At 39.7% G+C, this 23,331-nt stretch carries 21 protein-coding genes and 1 tRNA gene; 17 read left to right on the forward strand and 5 right to left on the reverse strand.

Annotated features, from left to right (window positions below; all coding sequences use genetic code 11):
* Positions 1-14: 14 nt before the first annotated feature.
* From pstA to AN392_RS07935, 6 genes are all read left to right on the forward strand, one after another.
* Positions 15-1,664, forward strand: coding sequence for a phosphate ABC transporter permease PstA (pstA, locus tag AN392_RS07910; protein ID WP_054202637.1), 1,650 nt, complete (start codon positions 15-17; stop codon positions 1,662-1,664).
* A 19-nt stretch (positions 1,665-1,683) separates the two neighbouring features.
* Positions 1,684-2,511: a phosphate ABC transporter ATP-binding protein PstB gene (gene pstB, locus AN392_RS07915; RefSeq protein WP_008114812.1), complete on the forward strand. Its 828-nt coding sequence runs from the start codon at positions 1,684-1,686 to the stop codon at positions 2,509-2,511.
* A 44-nt stretch (positions 2,512-2,555) separates the two neighbouring features.
* Entirely contained in the window at positions 2,556-3,257 is a 702-nt protein-coding gene (gene phoU, locus AN392_RS07920; protein WP_010391735.1) for a phosphate signaling complex protein PhoU, read from the forward strand.
* Positions 3,258-3,407: 150 nt separating this feature from the next.
* Positions 3,408-4,082: a TIGR00153 family protein gene (locus AN392_RS07925; protein ID WP_010391736.1), complete on the forward strand. Its 675-nt coding sequence runs from the start codon at positions 3,408-3,410 to the stop codon at positions 4,080-4,082.
* A 39-nt stretch (positions 4,083-4,121) separates the two neighbouring features.
* On the forward strand, positions 4,122-5,390 hold the full coding sequence (locus tag AN392_RS07930) for an inorganic phosphate transporter (RefSeq protein ID WP_055012403.1): 1,269 nt from the start codon (positions 4,122-4,124) through the stop codon (positions 5,388-5,390).
* Positions 5,391-5,471: 81 nt separating this feature from the next.
* Positions 5,472-6,389, forward strand: coding sequence for a hydrogen peroxide-inducible genes activator (locus AN392_RS07935; protein ID WP_010391738.1), 918 nt, complete (start codon positions 5,472-5,474; stop codon positions 6,387-6,389).
* A gap of 46 nt (positions 6,390-6,435) precedes the next feature.
* Here AN392_RS07935 and AN392_RS07940 read toward each other — a convergent pair whose 3' ends face one another.
* Both AN392_RS07940 and AN392_RS07945 read right to left on the reverse strand, forming a co-directional pair.
* Positions 6,436-6,639, reverse strand: a complete 204-nt coding sequence (locus AN392_RS07940; RefSeq protein ID WP_010391740.1) for a hypothetical protein — start codon at positions 6,637-6,639, stop codon at positions 6,436-6,438.
* 187 nt (positions 6,640-6,826) lie between these two features.
* Positions 6,827-9,358 (reverse strand): EAL domain-containing protein, encoded by a 2,532-nt coding sequence (locus AN392_RS07945; protein WP_054202635.1) that lies wholly within the window; start codon positions 9,356-9,358, stop codon positions 6,827-6,829.
* 242 nt (positions 9,359-9,600) lie between these two features.
* Between AN392_RS07945 and queA the strand changes: the two genes are divergently transcribed.
* The 6 genes from queA to AN392_RS07975 all read left to right on the forward strand — a co-directional run bounded on the left by queA (position 9,601) and on the right by AN392_RS07975 (position 17,017).
* Positions 9,601-10,632: a tRNA preQ1(34) S-adenosylmethionine ribosyltransferase-isomerase QueA gene (queA, locus tag AN392_RS07950; RefSeq protein WP_010391744.1), complete on the forward strand. Its 1,032-nt coding sequence runs from the start codon at positions 9,601-9,603 to the stop codon at positions 10,630-10,632.
* 139 nt (positions 10,633-10,771) lie between these two features.
* A complete protein-coding gene (tgt, locus tag AN392_RS07955; RefSeq protein WP_054202633.1) occupies positions 10,772-11,899 on the forward strand; it encodes a tRNA guanosine(34) transglycosylase Tgt in 1,128 nt (375 codons plus the stop codon).
* Positions 11,900-11,925: 26 nt separating this feature from the next.
* Positions 11,926-12,261 (forward strand): preprotein translocase subunit YajC, encoded by a 336-nt coding sequence (yajC, locus tag AN392_RS07960; RefSeq protein ID WP_010391747.1) that lies wholly within the window; start codon positions 11,926-11,928, stop codon positions 12,259-12,261.
* A 19-nt stretch (positions 12,262-12,280) separates the two neighbouring features.
* Entirely contained in the window at positions 12,281-14,140 is a 1,860-nt protein-coding gene (secD, locus tag AN392_RS07965) for a protein translocase subunit SecD (RefSeq protein WP_055012404.1), read from the forward strand.
* 9 nt (positions 14,141-14,149) lie between these two features.
* On the forward strand, positions 14,150-15,097 hold the full coding sequence (secF, locus tag AN392_RS07970; RefSeq protein WP_008466355.1) for a protein translocase subunit SecF: 948 nt from the start codon (positions 14,150-14,152) through the stop codon (positions 15,095-15,097).
* 132 nt (positions 15,098-15,229) lie between these two features.
* Entirely contained in the window at positions 15,230-17,017 is a 1,788-nt protein-coding gene (locus tag AN392_RS07975) for a bifunctional diguanylate cyclase/phosphodiesterase (RefSeq protein ID WP_054202631.1), read from the forward strand.
* A gap of 49 nt (positions 17,018-17,066) precedes the next feature.
* On the opposite strand, the gene suhB is transcribed toward AN392_RS07975, so the two are convergent.
* Entirely contained in the window at positions 17,067-17,870 is an 804-nt protein-coding gene (gene suhB, locus AN392_RS07980) for an inositol-1-monophosphatase (protein ID WP_054202669.1), read from the reverse strand.
* A gap of 236 nt (positions 17,871-18,106) precedes the next feature.
* On the opposite strand from suhB, the gene AN392_RS07985 reads away from it, so the two are divergent.
* Complete coding sequence (locus AN392_RS07985) at positions 18,107-18,523, forward strand: VOC family protein (RefSeq protein ID WP_055012405.1); 417 nt, start codon at positions 18,107-18,109, stop codon at positions 18,521-18,523.
* A gap of 46 nt (positions 18,524-18,569) precedes the next feature.
* Here the strand turns inward: AN392_RS07985 and AN392_RS07990 are convergent, their stop codons facing one another.
* Positions 18,570-19,235: a LiaF domain-containing protein gene (locus AN392_RS07990; RefSeq protein WP_008466362.1), complete on the reverse strand. Its 666-nt coding sequence runs from the start codon at positions 19,233-19,235 to the stop codon at positions 18,570-18,572.
* A gap of 314 nt (positions 19,236-19,549) precedes the next feature.
* Between AN392_RS07990 and AN392_RS07995 the strand changes: the two genes are divergently transcribed.
* The 4 genes from AN392_RS07995 to AN392_RS08005 all read left to right on the forward strand — a co-directional run bounded on the left by AN392_RS07995 (position 19,550) and on the right by AN392_RS08005 (position 22,835).
* The gene (locus AN392_RS07995; RefSeq protein ID WP_008466365.1) at positions 19,550-20,119 is read left to right on the forward strand and encodes a BON domain-containing protein; all 570 of its coding nucleotides are present in this window, start codon (positions 19,550-19,552) and stop codon (positions 20,117-20,119) included.
* Between the two features lie 65 nt (positions 20,120-20,184).
* Entirely contained in the window at positions 20,185-20,343 is a 159-nt protein-coding gene (locus AN392_RS18435) for a YqaE/Pmp3 family membrane protein (protein WP_008466367.1), read from the forward strand.
* A 277-nt stretch (positions 20,344-20,620) separates the two neighbouring features.
* A tRNA-Ile gene (locus AN392_RS08000) sits at positions 20,621-20,697 on the forward strand.
* A gap of 260 nt (positions 20,698-20,957) precedes the next feature.
* Positions 20,958-22,835: a methyl-accepting chemotaxis protein gene (locus AN392_RS08005; RefSeq protein ID WP_010391757.1), complete on the forward strand. Its 1,878-nt coding sequence runs from the start codon at positions 20,958-20,960 to the stop codon at positions 22,833-22,835.
* A gap of 84 nt (positions 22,836-22,919) precedes the next feature.
* Here AN392_RS08005 and AN392_RS08010 read toward each other — a convergent pair whose 3' ends face one another.
* Entirely contained in the window at positions 22,920-23,249 is a 330-nt protein-coding gene (locus tag AN392_RS08010) for a 5-carboxymethyl-2-hydroxymuconate Delta-isomerase (protein ID WP_008114843.1), read from the reverse strand.
* Positions 23,250-23,331 lie beyond the last annotated feature (82 nt).

Consider the following 23,331-nt stretch of genomic DNA (forward strand, 5'->3'; position numbering starts at 1 on the left):
TGGAGAAACACGACATGGTAAAGCAGTGGTTTAGGTCTGGTTCTCCTTGGATTTGGATGACCGGTGGTGCTGTCAGCATCAGTTTAATTTCAGTAATTGGTTTACTCGCCATGATTGCATGGAAGGGACTAAGCTTTTTTTGGCCATCTCAAGTTATGCAGTATGAGCTTGAAGGTTCAATTGCTAAGCAAACCGTTATTGGTGAAATTTATGACCGTGAATTAGTACCGAAGTCGCGTTTAGCGGCAACCGGTATTGATGTTTCTAAATTTGAAAAAGACGAGGTTGAGCGTTTACTAATTAAAACGGGTAACCGTGAGTATGTTGATTTAGATTTTCGCTGGATACTCGAAACCGATATCAAACAAAGCTCAGCGCCTAAAGCACTTGCGGTGTTTGAGCGCAGCAAAAACGGTAATTTTTACGGGTATGTAGAAAGCGTCATTAAAGACGGTCAGACGGTAACAGCAGATAAAGTTGAAACCTTACATGACCTTGTAGAGCGTGCGGTTGACTTAAACGACGAAGCGCTTGATTTACAAAATGGCGACATAGGGCATATTAACTATGAGCTAGAGCGTTTACGTTTACAGGAAAAAGCCTACTTGCTTGATAACGAGCTAACCGACGAACGTGTTGCTGAACTTGCTCAAGCGCGTGCTGATTTACGTACGAAATATGGCGAATTAGAAAAAGAGTTATTCGCACTGCGTAAACAGGCTAAACGTGACCAAGTAACCGTAAAGGATATGCGTGGTGAGGTTGTTACAATCCCGCTATATCAAGTGTTGGATGTATGGTTTCCAAACGATATGGGCTTTTTTGCTAAACTAGGTCATTACTTTGTGCAGTTAGGTAAGTTTGTTTCAGATGACCCACGTGAAGCCAATACCGAAGGTGGCGTATTTCCTGCTATTTTTGGTACGGTATTTATGGTGATGTTAATGGCTGTGATTGTAACGCCATTTGGCGTGGTTGCTGCTATTTACTTACATGAATATGCGGCTAAAAACGCAATTACTAAAATGATCCGTATTGCGGTTATTAACTTGGCGGGTGTTCCGTCTATTGTATACGGCGTATTTGGCTTAGGCTTCTTTGTTTATATGGTTGGTGGTAGTGTTGACCAATTATTTTATCCTGAGTCATCGCCTACCCCTGTATTTGGTACACCTGGTGTGATGTGGTCGGCACTTACCTTGGCTATATTAACGTTGCCTGTGGTAATAGTGTCAACCGAAGAAGGTTTATCTCGTATTCCTAGTACAGTGCGTGATGGTTCATTAGCACTGGGTGCGACTAAGGTAGAAACGCTATGGCGAATCATTATTCCTATGGCCAGCCCTGCAATTATGACGGGGTTAATTTTAGCGGTTGCTCGTGCTGCGGGTGAAGTTGCACCGCTTATGCTGGTGGGTGTGGTAAAAATGGCGCCAACGTTACCGCTTGATGGTAACTTCCCATATATACATTTAGACAGAAAGTTCATGCACTTAGGTTTTCATATTTACGATGTTGGCTTTCAAAGTCCGAACGTTGAAGCGGCGCGTCCGCTGGTATATGCAACGGCCTTTTTGTTAGTGTCGGTTATTATTACCCTTAACATCACAGCCATTGGTATACGTAACCATTTACGTGAAAAATTCAGATCGCTTGAGCATTAATTTAGTATAGGTAACAAACATGATTACAGTCGCTCCAAAAGTAAACCAAGCAAAGCCAAGCTTGAAGTTAGATTTAAATAATTTAACAGACGAACAAAAAGCGCTAGAAATTAAAGATCTCGACCTTTACTACGGTGATAAACAAGCACTGAGTAAAGTAAATATGAATATTCCTAAAGGCCAAGTAACAGCATTTATCGGCCCGTCAGGTTGTGGTAAGTCAACCTTATTACGTTGTATTAACCGCATGAACGACTTGGTTGATATTTGTCGTATTGAAGGCGAAATCATGCTGCATGGACAAAATATTTACGATAAAAGCGTTGATGTTGCAGCCCTTCGTCGTAATGTCGGCATGGTGTTTCAGCGTCCAAACCCATTTCCAAAATCAATTTATGAGAATGTGGTTTACGGTCTTCGCCTGCAAGGCATTAAAGAAAAGCGTAAGCTAGATGAAGTGGTAGAGCAATCGCTACGTGGTGCGGCTCTTTGGGATGAAGTAAAAGACCGACTGCACGATAGCGCATTTGGTTTATCGGGTGGTCAGCAGCAACGTTTAGTTATTGCCCGCTCTATTGCGATTGAACCTGAGGTATTACTACTTGATGAACCAACATCAGCACTCGATCCGATTTCAACCTTAGTAATCGAAGAGCTAATTAATGATTTAAAGAATAAATTTACTGTGGTTATTGTTACTCACAACATGCAACAAGCAGCTCGTGTTTCTGATCAAACAGCGTTTATGTATATGGGTGAGCTGATTGAGTATTCTGATACTAATACCTTATTTACGACGCCTACGAAGAAAAAAACAGAAGATTATATTACTGGTCGTTACGGCTAGTCGGGTTAAAACGCGAAAGCAATGAATTATTAAAGAAGGTCATTATGGAACACAACATTAATAAACATATTTCTGGTCGTTTTAATCAAGAGCTAGAAGATGTTCGTAACCATGTATTAAGCATGGGTGGATTGGTTGAGCAACAACTTAATAGCGCGCTTGATGCAGTAAGCCAAAACGATGCGGTATTGGCACAAAAAGTACGTGAAAACGACTACAAGGTTAATGCAATGGAAGTCAGTATTGATGAAGATTGCACCCGTATTATTGCTAAGCGCCAACCAGCAGCCAGTGATTTACGTTTGGTTATTGCAATAGCAAAAACCATTGCCGATTTAGAAAGAATTGGCGATGAAGCTAAGCGAATTGCTAAAGTTGCACTAGACTCATTTACTAAGGATCAACAAGATTTATTGGTAAACATTGAAAATATGGGTCGCCAAGTATCTAAAATGTTGCATGACGTTTTAGATGCGTTTGCACGTATGGATGTGCAACGCGCATTTGAAGTGCATAAAGAGGATGCTAAAGTAGATAGAGAGTATGAAGCAATTACTCGTCAAATAATGACCTACATGATGGAAGATCCGCGCTCAATTCCAAAAATTATGGATTTAGTATGGTCTGTTCGCTCATTAGAGCGTATCGGTGATCGTTGTCAAAACATCGCTGAATATGTCATTTATTTTGTAAACGGCAAAGATATTCGTCATACATCTCAAGAAGATATTGAAAAATCACTGTAGTGATACGAATAACTAAAAAATATCAAAGGCAGTAATACACTGCCTTTTTTATTTTTTGTAAATAATTGAATAAGAAAAAGCGTTCACAATCTAGCTTAATGCTGTAAAATTCAGGTTGAACAGCATATTGAATTGATTAAAGGGTCAGTTATGCCAACAAATTTTTTAGGTGTTTTTGCAAAATCACCTATAAAGCCAATAGAAGAACACATCAGAAAGGCTCATCAAGCTAGCGAAAGTTTGATACCTTTTTTTAATCATGTTTTTAAAGAAGAGTGGCAACAAGCAGAAGAGCTACGTTTAACCATTCGTAATATAGAACGTGAAGCTGATGAAATGAAAAGAACTATACGTTTACAATTACCTGGCGGATTATTTATGCCGGTAGAGCGTACAGATCTGCTCGAATTAGTAACCCAACAAGACAAAATTGCTAACAAGGCAAAAGACATTGCTGGGCGTGTAATTGGTCGTGAGATGATCATACCAAAAGAGATTCAAGAAGACTTTTTGGCATACGTAACTCGTTGTGTTGATGCAACTAAACAAGCATCTAAAGCGATCAATGAGTTAGAAGAATTGTTAGAAACGGGCTTTAAAGGCAGAGAAGTAACTCTGGTTGAAAAAATGCTCGTAGAATTGGATGCCATAGAACAAGACACGGATGAAATGCAAATTAGAATACGCCGCCAACTACGTAAAGTAGAAAGTGAGCTAAATCCAGTTGATGTGATGTTTTTATACAAAATCATTGAATGGGTTGGCGAGCTTGCAGATATTGCAGAGCGCGTAGGATCACGTCTTGAGCTGATGTTAGCTCGTTAATTTAAAATCAGTTCAAACACGAAAGATTAAGGTTACACAATGGATATCATTGCATCTTACGGCACGGTATTAATTTTAATTGCCGCAGCAGTCGGCTTTTTTATGGCTTATGGTATTGGCGCAAACGACGTTGCCAACGCGATGGGTACATCAGTAGGTTCAAAAGCACTTACCATTAAACAAGCGATTTTTATCGCGATGATTTTTGAGTTCGCAGGTGCTTATTTAGCGGGTGGTGAAGTAACATCAACAATTCGTAAAGGGATTATTGATGCGGCACCATTTGCCGATATTCCTGAGCTGATGGTTTTAGGTATGATCGCCTCTTTATTCGCCGCAGGCAGTTGGTTATTAATGGCCTCATTTTTAGGTTGGCCGGTATCGACTACTCATTCAATCATTGGCGCTATTATTGGTTTTGCTCTAGTTGCAGTAGGCACAGAGGCTATTCAATGGGGTAAAGTTGCCGGTATTGTAGGTAGCTGGGTTGTAACGCCAGCGATATCAGGTTTTATAGCTTACTTAATATTTATGAGTGCGCAAAAGCTGATTTTTGACACCGACGCTCCACTTAAAAATGCAAAGCGCTTTGTACCAATATACATGGGTTTAGCTGGCTTTATCATGGCACTTGTGACCATTAAAAAAGGCTTAAAGCACATTGGTATTAATTTAGGTACCGTTGAAGGTTTTGCTATTTCTATTGGTATAGCGGTACTGGTTGCTGTTATTGGTAAAATTGCTATTTCTCGTTTAAATATCGATCCTAAAGCGGATAGAGAAATGCAGTTTAACAATGTAGAAAAAGTATTTGCGGTACTTATGGTACTAACAGCTTGTTGTATGGCATTCGCTCATGGTTCTAACGATGTTGCTAATGCAATTGGGCCTCTAGCTGCTGTTGTAAACATTGTTGAAAACAATGGTGAAATTGCGAAGAAAGCCGCTATTGCTTGGTGGATATTACCACTAGGTGGTTTAGGTATTGTTGCCGGTCTTGCTATTTTAGGTAAAAAAGTAATTAAAACCATTGGTGAAGGTATTACTCATTTAACACCAAGCCGTGGTTTTGCTGCTGAATTAGCTGCTGCCTCTACCGTTGTTATTGCATCGGGCACAGGCTTACCTATTTCAACCACACAAACCTTAGTAGGCGCTGTGTTGGGTGTAGGTATGGCACGTGGAATTGCCGCACTTAACATGGGTGTAATAAGAAATATTGTAGTTTCTTGGGTAATTACATTGCCAGTTGGTGCTGCCCTTGCTATTGTTATTTTCTACGTACTAAGAACCGCCTTTGGGGTTTAATAAAAAGTACTTAAAAGACTTTTAGCTTGAAAAGATCTCAATGCCCTTGGTGTTGGGGTCTTTTTATTTGTGGAAAGAAAAATGACCAATCTCCCTAGTATTAAACAGCTGCAGTATTTATTAGCTGTACATCAACATCAACATTTTGGCCGAGCAGCAAGTGCCTGTTTTATTGGTCAGTCAACGCTCAGTACTGCGATTCAAAACCTAGAGGAAACTTTAGGATGTCAGCTTATAGAGCGAGAAAATCGCAGCCTAATGTTTACCACTATTGGTGAAGAGGTGGTTGAGCGTTCAAGAAAAATAATCAACGATACTATTAGTTTAAAAGAGTTAACTAAAAGCTTTTTAACACCGCTTAGTGGTACATTAACGGTAGGTGTTATTCCTACGATTGCGAGCTTTATTGCAGCGCCTTTGTATCACTTTTGTCAGCAAACATTTGTAGATTTAGAGTTGGTACTGATTGAAGACACCAGCGATAAGTTACTTGATAAGTTAGAGCATGGTCAAATTGATTTAGCATTATTAGCGCTGCCCTACGAAACCGATAAATTTCATACCCAAGTATTAGCGCAAGATCACTTTAGTTTAGTGCACCATAAAGACTACACACCAGCTAAAGGCATTGAAGACTTTAATTTACTACCAGAAGCCAGTGTATTTTTACTTGAGCGAGAACACTGTATGACAGGGCATGCGCTCAGTGCGTGCCATTTAAATCGCTCTAGCTGTATAAATCCCTTTGAGGCGGCTAGCTTACACACTTTATTGAGTATGGTTGAGTATAAACTTGGCGTGACGTTTTTGCCGCAAATGGCGATTAATGCGGGTATTTTAGAAAACAAAAACATGCTAGCTACGCCATCGCAAGGCGATGCCTATCGCGATATTGGTGTATTGTGGCGTAAAACAACAGGGCGCATTCGTGACTTTAAATTGTTTAGCCAACAACTAGAGGTCTTTTTGAAAAAGCAGTGTAGTGTTGATTTTAAATAGATAAAAAAAAGCGTATTTTAATTAATACGCTAAATAACACGGGGAATTATAGAGGCTGCTTATGCTGGCTGTGGTAGCTCTCTAGCGGCGGTAAAAATAGTAAGTAAACCCATACAACAACATTAAAGTACGGGACTAGCCCAAGCACTGTAAAGGTTTTTACAGGGTAGCCTTTAATCTGGGCATACTTGTAACATTGAAGCGCAATAGCAAAGTGTATAAACAATAATAACGTAATTAGTTGCGTCATAAACATCCTCCTTATGCCCCTATGTCCACCTTTAACAGTATAGACATCTAGACGATAAGAAATAAAGATGTCACGTAAAATCAAGGTAATCACTTAATTTTCATGACATTGTGCTGCCGATAAGCAAAGTATAGGTTAGATGGGCAAATTTGGAAGTAATAAATTGCTTAAATTTGTTTATTAATGTTTATAGTGACGTGAGGGTGTCTTGATAAAAAATAGGGTTGTTTTTAATTTTCTCTAACTCAATCAGTACCTTGTCAATTGGTACAGGGCGAGCAATAAAGTAGCCTTGCCCATAGTCGATACCAATTTCTTTAAGTGCAAAAAATACTTCTGCAGTTTCTACATATTCGGCAACAGAGCGCTTATCTAGTGAGCGACTGATGTCATTTATGGCTTTCACTAGCGCTAAGTCAATGGAGTCATTGAGCATATCGCGAACAAATGAGCCGTCAATTTTTACGTGTTGGGCTGGTAATTGTTTAAGGTAATTAAAGGTACTGAAGCCGGTGCCAAAGTCATCAATTGAAAAGTGGCAACCTAAATTATTTAGTCGTTCAATCATTTTTCGTGTCGCCGCTAAATTATTAATACTGGCCGATTCGGTTATTTCAAAAATAATTTTCGCAGGAGACACTTGATACTTCTCAAGGGTTGACTCTATTAATGGCAGCAAACGCTCATCTAAAAATGACTGTGCCGATAAGTTTATTGCAATTTGAAGAAGCTCTGGATGTGCAGCAACACTCGCAATGCTGTTACGAATAACACATTGGTCCATTAAAAAGGTATCGTTGAGCATTTCCAATGAGGGAATAAATTGATTAGGGTAAATAAGTTCGTCGTCTAGCTTTAACCTTAGCAGTACTTCAAAGTAGGCAACCTGATTAGTTTTAAAATCCCAAATGGGTTGATAATGAAGCTCTATGCTGTCTTGTTGGAGTGCTTGACGTACCCCATGGCCCCACTCTAAACCCGTTTGCAGCGCATTGTTCTCACCATCTTGTTTTGAATAACAATGTACTAAGTTACGGCCTAAATTTTTAGCAATATATAACGCAATATCTGACTGCTTTAAGCATTCATTTGGATCGCAGTTATCAGCGGTAATTTGGGTTAAACCAATCGAGCAACTAATTGAATAGATTTGCTCTTCAGATTTAAATTGGTTGCCTTCAATGGCACTACAAATTCCTTCTGCGATTAAATGTGCATCCAATAAATTGGTATTTTTAAGTATCACCGCAAACTCATCGCCACCGACACGGCAGATCAGATGCTCATTACTTATATTGGCAATAAATAGCTGCGCTACTTCTTTTAAAACAATGTCACCTTGTTGATGGCCTTTACTGTCATTTATTATTTTAAAGTGGTCAAGGTCAATATAAATAAGCGCATGTTCAATATTTGTATGGGTGTTTTCGCTCTGGCAAATATAGTTAAGCTGTTGGTCAAAATAATAACGGTTGTGTAGTCCTGTTAAGGTGTCATGCAGGGCTAAATGGCGCAATTGCAACTCTGCTTGTTTGCGCTCATGAATGTTATCGAGTGTGGCGGTGATAGTGGCGTTATTGCTGCTATTTTTTATTAACTGAAGCCGACATTCTACCCACACTGAGTTGCCATTTTTTTGGCTCAGCTTAACTTCTATTTTTTGTTTGTTCGCACCACCTTGTAAAATATCATCAATTGTTGATTGTAATGACTGTTTATGTTCAGTGGTACAAAATGCAGTGAGTGGTTGTTGTAAGGTCGACTTAACTCCAAAGCCGCTCAGAGATTCCCACGCAGGGTTTATAAAGCGAATATTCCCTTGTTGGTCTAGTTCAAGTACAACCGTGTTTAAGTGCAATAAAATACGCTGATGTGCTGAAAACAGGTCGCGATATTTAACTTCACTAATACTTAGCTGCTGTACCTTATTAGCAAACTCAGCATAGCTCACCATAAAATCTTCTCGACGAGCAGCATGATCGCAGACTTTATTTAAAAATGAGGGATCGTAAGGAGCACGAATAAAATCGGTAACGCCAGAAAGTAATAATTGCTCAGCGTAATCGGCATCGTTTTTATCAATAATAGTAACAATGGCTTGTTGAGGGTTATGCTGCAGAATCTTTTCAACTAATTGATTTGAACTCTCAGCTTGTGCTGCAGTGGCATCGAGTAGCACGATAGCAAACGGCTGCTGATTATAGGCACTTAACGCGGCTTTTTCGTTAGTAACATGAGTAATTGCAAAGTTTAGCTTTAACTGTTCACTCATATCATTTGCCCTGCTGGCAAAGGGTTCTAATAACAATAGGTTTAAGCGACTACTTTTTTCTAAATGGCTCGACAACACGTTTGCTAGTATTTGCGGCAATATATCTTGGCGTTCAAAAGGCAGTACCGCATCTATACCATAGCTACGCGCGGTAGTTTCGGCGATACGCTCACAATAAATGGGCGGAATTAGCAAAATAGGCGTGTTTTTCGGCGTTTTAAGTAAACCAGAGCGGATCATACGTGAAAACCGCCAACCATCAATTTTACCTACATCTAAGCCGGTTATGATTATATTTACGCTTTGATTCTTTAAGGTTTTTAACGCATCTTGACTGTCTGAGGCTTCAATAAACTCAAACACATTAAGCCTCTCCAGCGTGGCACGAATAGTCTGGCGCTCATCATTACTTGCATTTAATATTAGCAATTTAAGCTGTTTCGCCACGTAGGTACCACTCCGAGAAATGCAGATCATAAAACTGTAAGAGTAATGATATTTAGCCATAAGAACAAGCGTATTTAACCGCTATTTTAAATGTAGTTCATTAGTGGCCAATTAGGGAGAATATAAGGGATATTTTGAGCTTCATTAGTAATAGTAATTAGGGAGAATATAGGGGTTATCTTGAGCTTCATTACTAATAGTAATACACTTGGCGCGATTTTAAATGATGTGGAATTCTAACAATGCGCGTAGCTGATTTTAGCTTTGACTTACCTGATGAATTAATTGCTCGTTTTCCTAAAGCAGACAGAACCAGTAGCCGTTTATTGAGCTTAGATGGGCCGAGCGGTGCTGTTGAGCATAAAATATTTAGTGACATTCTTGAACTGGTTAACGAAAACGACTTACTGGTTTTTAACAACACCAAAGTAATACCTGCGCGTATGTTTGGTCAAAAAGAATCAGGCGGTAAAGTTGAGGTGCTGGTAGAGCGTGTATTAGATGAACACCGCGTTCTTGCGCACATTCGTGCTAGTAAATCGCCAAAACCGGGCAATGTACTCATTTTAGAGGGCAAAGCAAAAGCCATTATGGTGGCACGCCACGATACATTATTTGAGCTTGAGTTTGACCGCAGTGAAAATGTGCTCGACATTTTAAATGATGTTGGCCATATGCCGCTTCCTCCTTACATTGATCGCCCAGATAATGAAGCGGACCGAGAGCGATACCAAACAGTATATGGTGAAAAGCCAGGCGCCGTTGCAGCACCAACAGCAGGCCTTCATTTTGATGATAAACTCATGGCTGCACTTAAAAATAAAGGCGTACAAATGGCTTTTGTTACCTTGCATGTTGGCGCAGGTACATTCCAGCCGGTTAGGGTAGAAAGTGTTGATGAGCACATCATGCACTCTGAATATATTGAAGTACCGCAAGCTGTGGTGGATGCGGTTGCAAGCACTAAAGCCAAAGGCGGGCGTGTGATTGCGGTAGGTACAACTTCAGTTCGCTCACTAGAGTCGGCTGCAAAAATACATGGCGGCAAGTTGGATACTTACTTTGGTGATACCGATATCTTTATTTTTCCGGGTTATCAATTTAACGTTGTTGATGCCATGGTCACCAACTTCCATTTACCTGAATCAACCCTAATTATGCTGGTCAGTGCCTTTGCAGGGCAAGACAATATTATGGGTGCTTACAATACTGCGATTGAACAACAGTATCGCTTTTTTAGCTATGGCGATGCGATGTTTTTGACCCGTAAATAATTTACAGCGTTATCGGTTTTTATTTTACTCCTAAGCACAGTGAATTTATCACTGCTAATAGTAATAGGGTGGTAAAAAGGGTAGAATCGAGCGGTTAAATTATAGCTTGTTGGACTGTTTTTCCGACACAGAGGATATTATGAAATTTGAATTAGACTGCACCGATGGCAAAGCACGCCGCGGTCGCTTGATTTTTGACCGAGGTGTAATAGAAACACCAGCGTTTATGCCTGTAGGCACTTATGGCACGGTTAAAGGCATGACACCTGATGAAGTTAAAGCAACGGGTGCACAAATCTGTTTAGGCAATACATTTCACTTAATGTTGCGTCCAGGTACTGAAATCATCAAACAGCATGGTGATTTACACGATTTTATGAACTGGGACTTCCCAATTCTTACTGACTCAGGCGGTTTCCAAGTATTTAGCCTTGGCGCAATGCGTAAAATCACTGAAGAAGGCGTAATGTTCCAATCGCCAGTTAATGGTGATCAAATTATGATGTCGCCAGAGAAATCAATGGAAGTGCAGCGTGATCTTGGCTCAGATATCGTGATGATATTTGACGAATGTACGCCATATCCTGCCACTGAAAAAGAAGCCAAAGACTCTATGGAGCTTTCTCTTCGTTGGGCTAAGCGCTCAAAAGAAGGGCATGGCGACAACCCATCAGCATTGTTTGGTATTATTCAAGGCGGTATGTATCCTGAGCTTCGTGCACAATCACAAGCGGGCCTTGAAGAGATTGGTTTTGATGGCTATGCACTTGGTGGTTTATCGGTTGGTGAACCTAAAAATGAAATGATTAATATTCTTGACCATTGTGCTTATAAAATGCCAGAAAACAAACCACGTTATTTAATGGGTGTAGGCAAGCCAGAAGACTTAGTTGAGTCGGTTCGTCGTGGTATTGATATGTTTGACTGTGTAATGCCAACGCGTAATGCACGTAATGGTCACTTATTTATTACAACGGGTACCATTAAAATCCGTAACGCAGTGCATAAAACAGATACTGGTCCACTTGATCCAGAGTGTGATTGCCATACCTGTAAAAATTATTCGCGCGCCTACTTGCATCATTTAGACAAATGTAACGAAATTTTGGGTGCACGACTAAACACTATCCATAACTTACGATACTATCAACGTGTTATGGAAGGTTTGCGTAATGCTATTAGCGAAGGTCAACTAGAGACATTTGTCCACGATTTTTACGCTCGCCGAGGCCAAGAAGTGCCAGAGCTAGCTGATACAACAAATTAAAATTTAAAAATTAAAGAGGAAGTATTATGAGTTTATTTATTTCAAACGCGCATGCAAGCGCTGGTGCACCTGCAGCAGGCGGCGGTATGGAAATGCTAATTATGTTAGCGATTTTTGGTTTGGTTTTTTACTTTTTAATTTACCGCCCGCAAGCAAAGCGCGTAAAAGAGCATAAAAGCTTAATGAGCGCGATGGCAAAAGGCGATGAAGTGCTAACCCAAGGTGGTTTAGTGGGTAAAATCGTAAAAATTGCTGAAGATAAAGACTTCATCGTGATCTCATTAAATGAGCAAGCAGAAGTAACAGTACAAAAATCAGCAGTATCTGCTGTATTGCCTAAAGGCACAATGAAGTCGCTATAAAAATAATAAGGACGACCCCGTGTTAAACAAGTTTCCAATTTGGAAGTATTTACTTGTTTTAGCTGTGTTAGCCATTGGCCTTTTATATGCTTCACCAAACCTGTATGGCCGCGATCCGGCCATACAGGTTTCTGGCGCTAAAGGCACCGATGTTGACCTCAGTGTTGTAGACAAAGTAAACGCAATCCTCAAAAAAGATAACGTAAGCGCTAAATCGACAAAGCTCGAAGATGGGCAAATTCTTGTTCGTTTTAAAAATGTTGAAGACCAACTAAAAGCGCAAGACTTACTGCGTAACTCGCTAAGTAACGATTATATCTCAGCTATTAATATGGCTCCTGCACAACCGGCTTGGTTAAAGTCGCTGGGCGGTAATCCTATGAAGTTAGGCCTAGATTTAAGTGGTGGTGTACATTTCACCATGGAAATCGATATGGTCACTGCGGTGGATAATCAGTTAGAGCAGATGGAGCAAGATTTCCGTAGCGACCTGCGTGAAGAAAAACTACGTTATCGTAGTGTGCGCCGCGTAGCTGGTTCTGAGCGCATGCGTGTAGAAATGCGTAACGAAGAAGATAAAGACGCTGCAGAGCGCTTTTTAGAAAGCCGTTACCCATTAAACGTTTACATTGATGATAGCAGTAACGATAACGCATTCTTTGCCACTATGAGTGAGCTAAAGCTAAAAGAAATTCGTGACTATGCTATCAAGCAAAACGAAACTATTATTCGTAACCGTATCAACCAAATTGGGGTTGCAGAGCCAAACGTACAGCGTCAAGGTGCTGAACGTATTATTGTGCAATTACCAGGGATTCAAGATACCGCTCGCGCTAAAGAAATTTTAGGTGCTACGGCAACGCTTGAGTTTCGTGAGGTTGACGAAAATGCTGACATAAGCGCCGCTGCTCAAGGTCGTATCCCACCGGGTACTGAAATGATCATGAGCCGTGATGGTTATCCTGTGGTACTAAAAAAACGCATTATTCTTGAAGGCAGCCATATTACTGGTGCGCAGTCAGGTGCAGATGAGTACCAGCGTCCACAAGTAAGCATTAAACTCGATAGTAAAGGTGGGGCAAAAATGAATGCCTTTACCAAGCGTGCTATCGGTAAACGTATGGCTACCGTGTTTATTGAATACAAGCCATCAGGTAAAAAAGACAGTGACGGTAAAGCACTTCCGCCAATTAAAGTGGAAGAAGTTATTAACGTAGCAACCATTCAAGCGCGTCTTGACCGTTCATTCCGCATTACCGGTATTGATAACCCAGCTGAAGCACATAACTTAAGTTTACTACTTCGCGCGGGTGCACTGGTTGCGCCTATTCAAATAGTAGAAGAACGTACGGTTGGGCCTAGCTTAGGTCAAGAAAACATTGAAGCAGGTATGACCGCTGTAGCCTTAGGTTTTGCGTTTGTACTAGCCTTTATGCTTATTTACTACAAAGGTTTTGGTCTTGTTGCGAATATCGCACTGGCTGCCAACTTAGTACTTATCATTGGTGTTATGTCATTAATTCCTGGTGCAACGCTTACCCTACCGGGTATAGCTGGTATTGTACTGACTGTTGGTATGGCAGTTGATGCGAACGTACTTATATTTGAACGTATTCGTGAAGAGCTAGCCGATGGCCGCAGCCCTCAACAAGCGGTCCATTTTGGTTACGATAGCGCCTTTAGTACTATTTTTGATGCCAATATCACCACATTAATTGCGGCGATTATCTTGTTTGCTGTTGGTACCGGTCCTGTTGCAGGTTTTGCGGTAACCCTAGCAATTGGTATTTTAACGTCTATGTTTACAGCAATTGTAGGTACCCGTGCGGTGATCAACCTATTTATTGGTGGTAAACGTGTTGATAAACTTTCAATTTAAGGAGCAGACATGCAAATTTTAAGATTGGGCGGAAAAACCCTTCGTTTCATGTCTCTTCGAAAAGTGGCAATGGGCTTTTCTACGTTATTAATCATAGCGTCGCTGGCGTCACTTTTTGTTAAAGGCTTAAATTTCGGTTTAGATTTTACTGGCGGTACAGCAGTTGAGGTAGGTTTTTCGCAACCTGCTGATCTGAAAAAAGTACGTAATGTACTGGCTGAAAACGACTTTGCTGATGCATCTGTACAGCTTTTTGGCTCAAGCCAAGAAATACTGGTCCGTTTAGCCCCTCGCGGTGATGATGTAAAAGCAGAAGTAATTGGTAACCAAGTAATTGCTGCCCTTAAACAAGCTGATGATAGCGTAGTAATGCGCCGCATTGAGTTTGTAGGCCCAAGCGTAGGTGAAGACTTAAAAGAGCAGGGTGGCCTTGCCATGTTAACTGCGCTTATTTGTATCTTAATTTACGTGGCGTTTCGCTTTGAATGGCGTTTTGCTGTGGGCGCAGTTGGCGCGCTTTTACACGATGTAATCATTACGATTGGTTTATTCTCGGTGCTTGGTTTAGAGTTTGACTTAACTATTTTGGCAGCAATACTTGCCGTGATTGGTTACTCACTAAACGATACCATTGTTGTATCAGACCGTATTCGTGAAAACTTCCGCAAAGTGCGTATTGACGACACGATTGAAATTATCGATATCTCGCTTACGCAAACACTTAACCGTACCTTAGTAACCTCAATCACTACTATTTTAGTATTGATTGCGTTATTTGTATGGGGCGGCCAAACCATTCATGGCTTTGCTACTGCACTACTATTTGGTGTGTTTATTGGTACTTATTCTTCAGTTTACGTTGCCAGTTCGGTGGCTATTGCCATGGGCGTAAGTAAAGAAGATTTAATACCAGAAGTAATTGAAAAAGAAGGCGCTGATTTAGATCCAATGCCTTAATTGAGATTAAACTATTCTTAAAACAAAACCGCTCCTAGTGAGCGGTTTTTTATTGCCTCCTAGATAAGTCACATAATAGTCATACTCAGTTGGTATTTTATTGCTCTTATTAAATTTTTATTTGAGCTAGTAGTGACTGAGCAACGACAAGTCTTAGAATCAATTTTACAACAAGGAGCAATAACAACCTTGTTCCAACCTATTTTCGATATAGCTAAGCAATCTATTATTGGGTATGAAGCGCTTAGCCGTGGCCCTAAAAATGGTCCGTTAGCCATGCCAAATAAGCTATTCGAAGCAGCTCATAAATACCAATTGATTTCAGAGCTTGAGCTTTTATGCCGTTCTCGCGCCATTGAAAATTTTGTAAAACTCAGTCTGCAAGGGAAGTTATTTTTAAATGTCAGCCCAAAAATTCTACTCGATCCGAGCCACCCTAAAGGCGAAACCTTACATTTAATTGAACAGTTTGGTCTTGCTGCCAATCGAGTGGTGATTGAAGTAACTGAACAAGAAAAAGTAGATGATGGCTTTTTACTGTTAAAAACCATCGCTCATTATCGAGAGCTAGGCTTTACGATTGCTATTGACGATCTCGGTGCAGGTTATTCAGGACTAAAGCAATGGTCGCAGTTATGCCCAGATATTGTAAAAATTGATCGTTACTTTATTGATCATTGCGATCAAAGCGAAGTTAAAAAAGAATTTCTAAAATCAATTATGGTGTTAGCACGGGCAACAAATACAGCGGTGATTGCAGAGGGAATTGAACGTTCCGAAGAGCTAGATTTAGTTAAAAGTATAGGCATAAGTCATGTTCAGGGATTCTTGTTAGAAAGACCGAGTCAACAGCCAAGTTATGACTACAACTGTAAACAGTTACAATCGCTCACTTTGACCCAAGCCGCCTCAAAGTTTGAACAATCAATGGCAATAGGTGTGCTTGCTGTTGCTCAGCCTGCTATTAGCAGTCATACGCGTTGTAAAGAAGCTCATGCACTTTTTGAGCAAGACAAAAGCATAATCAGCTTACCTGTATTAAATAGCAGTCAGCAGCCAATAGGGCTGTTACACAAAGATCAGCTAACAGAAGTGTTTGCCGCGCCTTATGGGCATGCACTTTATGATAAATGTGAAGTCACTGAGTTAATGGATAAACAGCCTTTGGTGGTTGATGAAAATCAAATGCTTGATATTGTCTCCCAGCAAATAACAGAGCAAGACTTTGATATTCGTCGCCATATTGTTATCACATGCAACAATAAGTATTTAGGCTTGGCACCGCTCAGAGATATACTAAAGCACATTACAGCAGACAAAATCCGCCACGCTCAACATGCTAACCCTTTGACCATGTTACCGGGTAATGTGGCAATTAGTGAAGTAATAGAGCAGCGTCTGCAACATAAACAGCCATTTTCACTAGCCTATATCGATTTAAATCACTTTAAACAATTTAACGATTTGTATGGCTATGCCAGTGGTGACAGCGTAATAAAACTTCTGGCCGATGTTACTGTAAAAGCGTGTGCGCACAGCGCTAACTTTGTCGGGCATATTGGCGGCGATGACTTTATGGTAGTGTTTGAAAAAAAAGATGCGGTGGAGATTTGTAATACCATTATCACGCAATTTGAACTACAGTCACGCGTGTTTTTTACGCCAGAGCATATTGCTGGAAAAGGGTATTGGGCAACTAATCGAGAGGGCGAAAAGCAGTTTGTACCTTTACTTACATTATCGATAGGTTTAGTTGAGCCGGACCTGCAGCAGTGTAAAAATAGCCATCAAGTAGCGGCATTAGCGACAGATGCTAAAAAAGAAGCAAAACGTTATCGTCACAGCTACTTATTTATATGTAATCGAAGAAGGCCTGCTCCCGCTATTGTACGTTTATCCAATAGTAAAAAAAGTGGCTAACAAAAAGCAAAAAAGGAGCCTAGGCTCCTTTTTTAGTACGTAATTACGATTAACGTAATAGCGACTCAGATAATACTGGGCGCATTTCGCGAACAATCGCCTGTGTTAGCTTAGGTGCACCACAGATTACGTTACCGCTCACGTTGTAGTTATTACCGCCAGCAAAATCAACAATCATGCCGCCAGCTTCTTTAACTAATAGCTCGCCTGCTGCTGTATCCCAAGGTTTTAAACCAATTTCAAAGAAACCATCAACACGACCCGCTGCAACATACGCCATATCTAGCGAAGCAGAGCCTGCACGACGAATATCAGCTGTGTGAACAAATAACGCTTTAAACGCTTCAGAGTATGCATCTAAGTGATGTTTTTGTTTGAAAGGAAAACCTGTTGCAAGAACAGAACCAGCAAGTTCAACAGTTTTAGATACACGTAAACGTTTGCTGTTTAACTGTGCGCCTTGACCGCGAGAAGCAGTGAAAAGCTCGCCACGAATTGGATCGTAAATTACGGCTTGGTCTAAACGACCTTTAACTTTAAGTGCAATAGATACTGCGAAATGAGGGATACCCTTGATGAAGTTAGTTGTGCCATCAAGTGGGTCAACAATCCATTGGTAATCAGCATCCTTACCTTTGTGTTCGCCTAACTCTTCACCAACGATGCAGTGATCAGGGTAAGAACGTAAAATAGTGTCACGAATTACGGCTTCGGCTTCTTTATCAATGTTAGTAACTAAATCGTTGGTGCCTTTTTGTTGCACTTCAACTTTTGATAAATCTTCACTTGCACGAAGAATAAGTTTGCCTGCGTTACGCGCAGCGCGAACCGCAATGTTTAACATTGGATGCATGGTATTACCTTTGGGTTGTAAAAGAACGTTTATATATTTAAGCCGGCGTATTTTAGCGGTTTTTGCCATAAAGTAAACCATAAAGCCTAAATACTTGTGAGTGTTTTTTGTACAGGTATGATCTTTCGATATATTTATCGAAATAAAAACAAGCAATAAATTTATAAATTAGCGCTTTACCTAAAGTGAGCTTGAGGTTTTATGATGTTCTATATTCAATTAACAGGAAGAAAATTATGAAATTAGAACACGTAAATTTAGTTGTAAGTGATATAGACGCCATGCTTAAGTTTTACCAAGCAGCGTTTCCCTATTGGTCAATTAGAAGTGAGGGAGAAGGAACTTGGTATGGTAAAGCAAGGCGCTGGGTACATTTTGGTGATAACGATCAATATATTGCTATAAGCGATCACGGTGAAGGGAAAAATCGTGACTTATCAGGGCATCAAATTGGCTTGGCACACTTTGCCTATGTAACCAATAACTTAAATGAAGTAATAGCGCGCTTAAAGGATGCAGGCTTTGCAATAAGTAAGCAAGGCGCTGTAAATCCATTTAGAAAGAACATTTATTATATTGATCCCGCAGGGTTTGAGGTTGAGTTTGTAGAGTATATGAGTGATGTACCTAGTGAGCGAAATAACGACTTATAATATGAATGAAGCCAACTATTTTGGCTTCATCAAATGTTTAGCATATTTAATAATGTTTACCATTCATACCAAGTTGAGTTTTTAGATCATTTGCAAAGCTAATAAATTTTTCTTTAATAGTGCGCTTAACTTTAACTTCCACAGAGCCTAAAACAGTTTTTCCTTCAATTTGAATCGTTGGCCCTTGGCGTTTATTGAGTGAAACTGTTTTATTTTCAAAACTGCCTAAAATACAAAACATTTTAGAAACTACATTAACGTGCTCAGGTACATATATTTCTTCGCTGCCAAAGTAACAATTAACGTGAATAGTGACATGTTGGTGGGTAAAAATAGCATCCGTAAAATCAAGATTGATTGACCCCATGTAGTTTTCTATATAAATGTTTTGAGGCACTACCCATTGGCCGCTTCGTTCACTTGAACCAAGAATGCTTCTTAATGTAAGTGGCTCTTCATCAGTCTCATGCTGCGCACTATAATTAGGTGCGAACTGCGAGTGCTTTTGTGCCTTATATTGCTGGTCAGTATTTAAGGTTAAATCTTCAACAAGGGCCATAAGCGCGCTATTGTCACTCGCTGCCATTGCATCGTCTAAGCGCCTCTCAAATGCTTCTACAGAAATGACACCATGGCTGTAATTATAAATGAGTTGATCAATTACTTGCTCACGAACTTGCTCTATAGGGCGGTCTTCAATTTTAACTGACATTTAAATTATCCTTTTAAGGTTGCTGGCTAGTTCAAAGCAAGCCTTATACCAAATATTAATTCATTTAAAATCATTGCTTTATGTTTTTTTGTTTTTTCATCCTTTATTGTATTAACGACAGATTAACCAAATATACAATTATTTAGTAAGTTTCGCTATTCGAGAAAGTTTTACGCAATGGTCTGTAAATGTTTACTTTGTAGGTTTAAGTCAGTATCGGTAGTTTTAATTTAAGTTATTGAAATTTAAGTGTAAAAATAGTTGGCCCGATGTTCGCATTAGTTTAAGTGTCTTTAATCAAAAGGAGAACGATTATGAAAACATTTAATAAGTCTATGATTGCAGCCCTAGTATTAGGAACAACCGCAATGGGCGCTCAAGCAAGCAGCTGGGAAAACGAAAGCAAAGATGCTTGGATTGATGGAAAGGCAGAAACAGTACTGCTGATGAACACCAATCTAAACAACTTTGATATCAACACGGACGTAAAAAACGGCAAGGTAATGCTAACAGGTAAAGTAAACAGCGATGTAGATAAAGAACTTGCTGAAGAACTCGTGCTAAGTCTAGATGGTGTAACTGACGTTGAAAACAGTCTAACTGTGGTAAAAAACACCGACATGAAGAAGCATGATTCTAAAATGATGGGTAACGATACCGAAAGTGATTTAACCGATGCCAAAATCACAACAGTCATCACAACGCGTTACTTATTTGATTCTGAAGTAGGTGGTACAGACATTGATGTTGATACCGATAATGGTGTAGTAACTCTTAAAGGTTCAGTTGAGTCTGATGCTGAAAAGCAATTAGCGATGGAAATTGCTAAGAACGCTGAAGATGTTCGCAAAGTAGTTGATGAATTAACTGTTATTGCAGAATAATACACTATACTAAAAGCCCAGCCTTGCTGGGCTTTTTGCTTTGCTAACGTTAGAAGGGTTAAATTATGGATATCATCAGGATTATTTTTTCTATTTTATTACCACCACTGGGTGTATTTTTACAGGTGGGGCTAGGGATGCACTTTTGGTTAAATATTCTGCTAACCTTGCTCGGCTATTTCCCAGGATTAATTCATGCGATTTATATTATCGCCAAAAAATAACACCATATTGCAGTAATACATTTAATACTGAGTTGCTAATTGCCATCGTAAGGTATGTGTATTAGTTACTCAGACTACTATTATTTAATGAGTTCGTTTCTTCGAAGTCATCATCAATAAATCTAAAAGCTTACTATTTGAGCAGTTAGCCCTTTGATTGTTAAAATAAAGCTTTTTGCTAGTGACAAGCCCCTAAAAACTTTTTATACTGCAACCCGCTTTAGTCGCTCTGTGGCTAAACGCTTCAAAAATTAACTGCTTACAGTTATACAAAGATGGCCCCTTAGCTCAGTTGGTTAGAGCACACGACTCATAATCGTTAGGTCCCCAGTTCGAGTCTGGGAGGGGCCACCACTTTTCAAAGCTTTCCAAGTAAATAAAAACTCATTTTCCTAGTTTATAAAATTCGCTTTTGTTATTTCTATCGTATTTTTCACCAGTACACTGATTTTTTTATTAATTCTATTGAATACATTGCAATAAACACAGTTGAATCTACTATTAAAGTGTTATGGGGTTTTATTATAAAAATCTTTACTTTATGCCCTTTAATGTCGCTACTGTTAATTGTGTGCGGTATATAAAATACTGCTTAGTTACCCCTTAGGTGCTCTATGTTATTAAAACGAAAAGTATACCTCAGCCTTATTCTGGCTGTTGTTGCTCCTTTAGCAATATCTACTCTAATCTTTTCCAATAGTATTCGCTCAAATACAGAAGAAAAACTAGCAAAAGTAGATTTACCGACTGCGCTTAGTGAAGTTAAAAGCCAAATAGAGCTGGAACTTTCTACACCTATTGTTGTAGGCAAAGAAATAGCGCAAAACTTATTTGTGCAGCAATGGATGAATAATAATGAAGATGCGCAAAGTCGAGGTAAATTTATTGATTACCTCAAACATATAAAAAATAAAAACCAAGCCAGTAACGCATATATTATTTCTAAAAACTCCCGTAACTATTACACCGATGAGGGTATTTCCAGGCAAATAGATAGTAGTGATACTTGGTTTGATGCTTTTTTAGCATCGGATAGACCATTTGAAGTAGCGCTCGACATAGATAAAGGCAGCTCTGAGGTGATGGTATTTATTAATTATGCCATTGAGCTTGATGGGCAACGACAAGGAATTGCCGGAATTGGCCGTTCGCTCGATTCTATGGTGGATCTCATAAGTGAATATAGGATAGGTGAGGGCGGCATTGTTTATTTGGTCTCTGGTAGTGGCGAGATTATGCTGCATGGTAATAAAACTAAAATAGGGCAATCTGTTGACTTGACGCCGATTAAAAATGGGGCAATTCAAAGTAAAGTAATTGATGGTGATGACTATGTTGTATCAAGTACGCCTGTAAACTCATTAGGTTGGCATCTAGTTGCTGAAATTCCCCAAGAGCAATTATATGGCCCAATTAATAGTGCTATTAATACTAATATCATTTTTGGTGTAATTATTGCTCTTGTCGGTTTAGCGTCAGCACGCGTGTTGGTAGGGCAAATATTTAGGCCAATCGAAAACATTACTTCAGCAGTGAATGCGTTAACAGAAAAAGATGGCGATTTAACAGCGCGACTTCCTACTGACGATAATAATGAAATTTCAGACTTGGCGATTAAGTTTAATCTGTTTTTAGAGCAGTTACATTATATGTTTAAACAGGTTTCTGAGTCGGCAATTCATGTTAAAGGTATTTCCCAAGATGTACTTGAGCAAGTACAAGGAGCAGCTAATTTAGCTGAGGTACAGTCATCGAGTACACAAACGGTGGCGGCAGCGGTTAATGAGATGGAAGTTACGGTTCAGGATATTTCTGGCAGTGCCAGCAATGCGGCAGATATTGCGACTAAAACCGAAGAAACGACGCATAAAGGCGTTGGTTTTGTGCAAAGCACAATTAAACAAATGGAACAGTTAGAAGCATCGATGGCCAATTCTGTGGCTTCGGTGTTAGAGCTCTCGACAGAGATTAAATCAATTTCTCATGTATTGGATGTCATTAAAGGGATTTCTGAGCAAACTAACTTATTGGCGTTAAATGCGGCAATTGAAGCGGCGAGAGCTGGAGAGCAAGGGCGTGGCTTTGCAGTAGTTGCTGATGAAGTGAGAACGCTTGCACAGCGTACTGCGGAGTCTACAGAGCAAATTAATGAGATGATTGCTTCGTTAAATGCTAAAGCTTCAAGCACGGTAACTGCGATTGAATTAGGCAGCAAAAACACTTTAGAAAATGCCGAACGATTAAAAGAAACAGGCCATACATTAAATGGTATTTCACAGGAAATTGTACTGTTAAGCGAGTTAAATAACTCAGTGGCTACAGCAACGCGAGAGCAAACGTTAGCAACCTCAGAAATTAGCCAAAATATTGTAATGATCTCCGACTCGGCAGAGCAAACCAAAGAAAATATGAAAAAGTCAGAGCAGCTTTGTAATGGTTTAAATAAAGAGTCGAATATTTTAAGGGATTTACTAGGTAAGTTTACGCTTTAACCGCGGTTTTATAAAAATTAGCAGAGCGGGGATACCATCATAGTTATAGAGCACTTGCCTATAACTATGATGTTTTAATAGCCGTTAATTTTTACGATAAATCTCGTGATTCATTTCGTAAATATTAACGCTTAAGCTATCAGAGGCTCTGCAATATGTTTGTAGGCACGCTAGTAACTGCTCACTTAGCTTTTGCTTTTGCTCAATAGAGCGCCCAGCCATAATATGTACAGCAATATGAATAAACCCTTCTTTACCCACACCTAATTGGTAATGTTGATACGCAATCGCACGAGTTTTTATTGTTTCTAAATCAAATAAGCCACTTTCAAATGTTGTTGTGTGGATTTTTTCCACTAGAACCTGAGGTAATAAAGGCAGATCTTCTGAGTGTTCAATAATAATGTGTGGCATTTAGCGTATCCTCTTTAGATTGGTTTGTTTAATTATACCAAACGGGTTTGTACACGCTAACCCTATAGAGCTTAATTTTTAA

Origin of the sequence: Pseudoalteromonas sp. P1-16-1b (assembly GCF_001401785.1) — a bacterium.
Classification (GTDB): Bacteria; Pseudomonadota; Gammaproteobacteria; order Enterobacterales; family Alteromonadaceae; genus Pseudoalteromonas; species Pseudoalteromonas undina.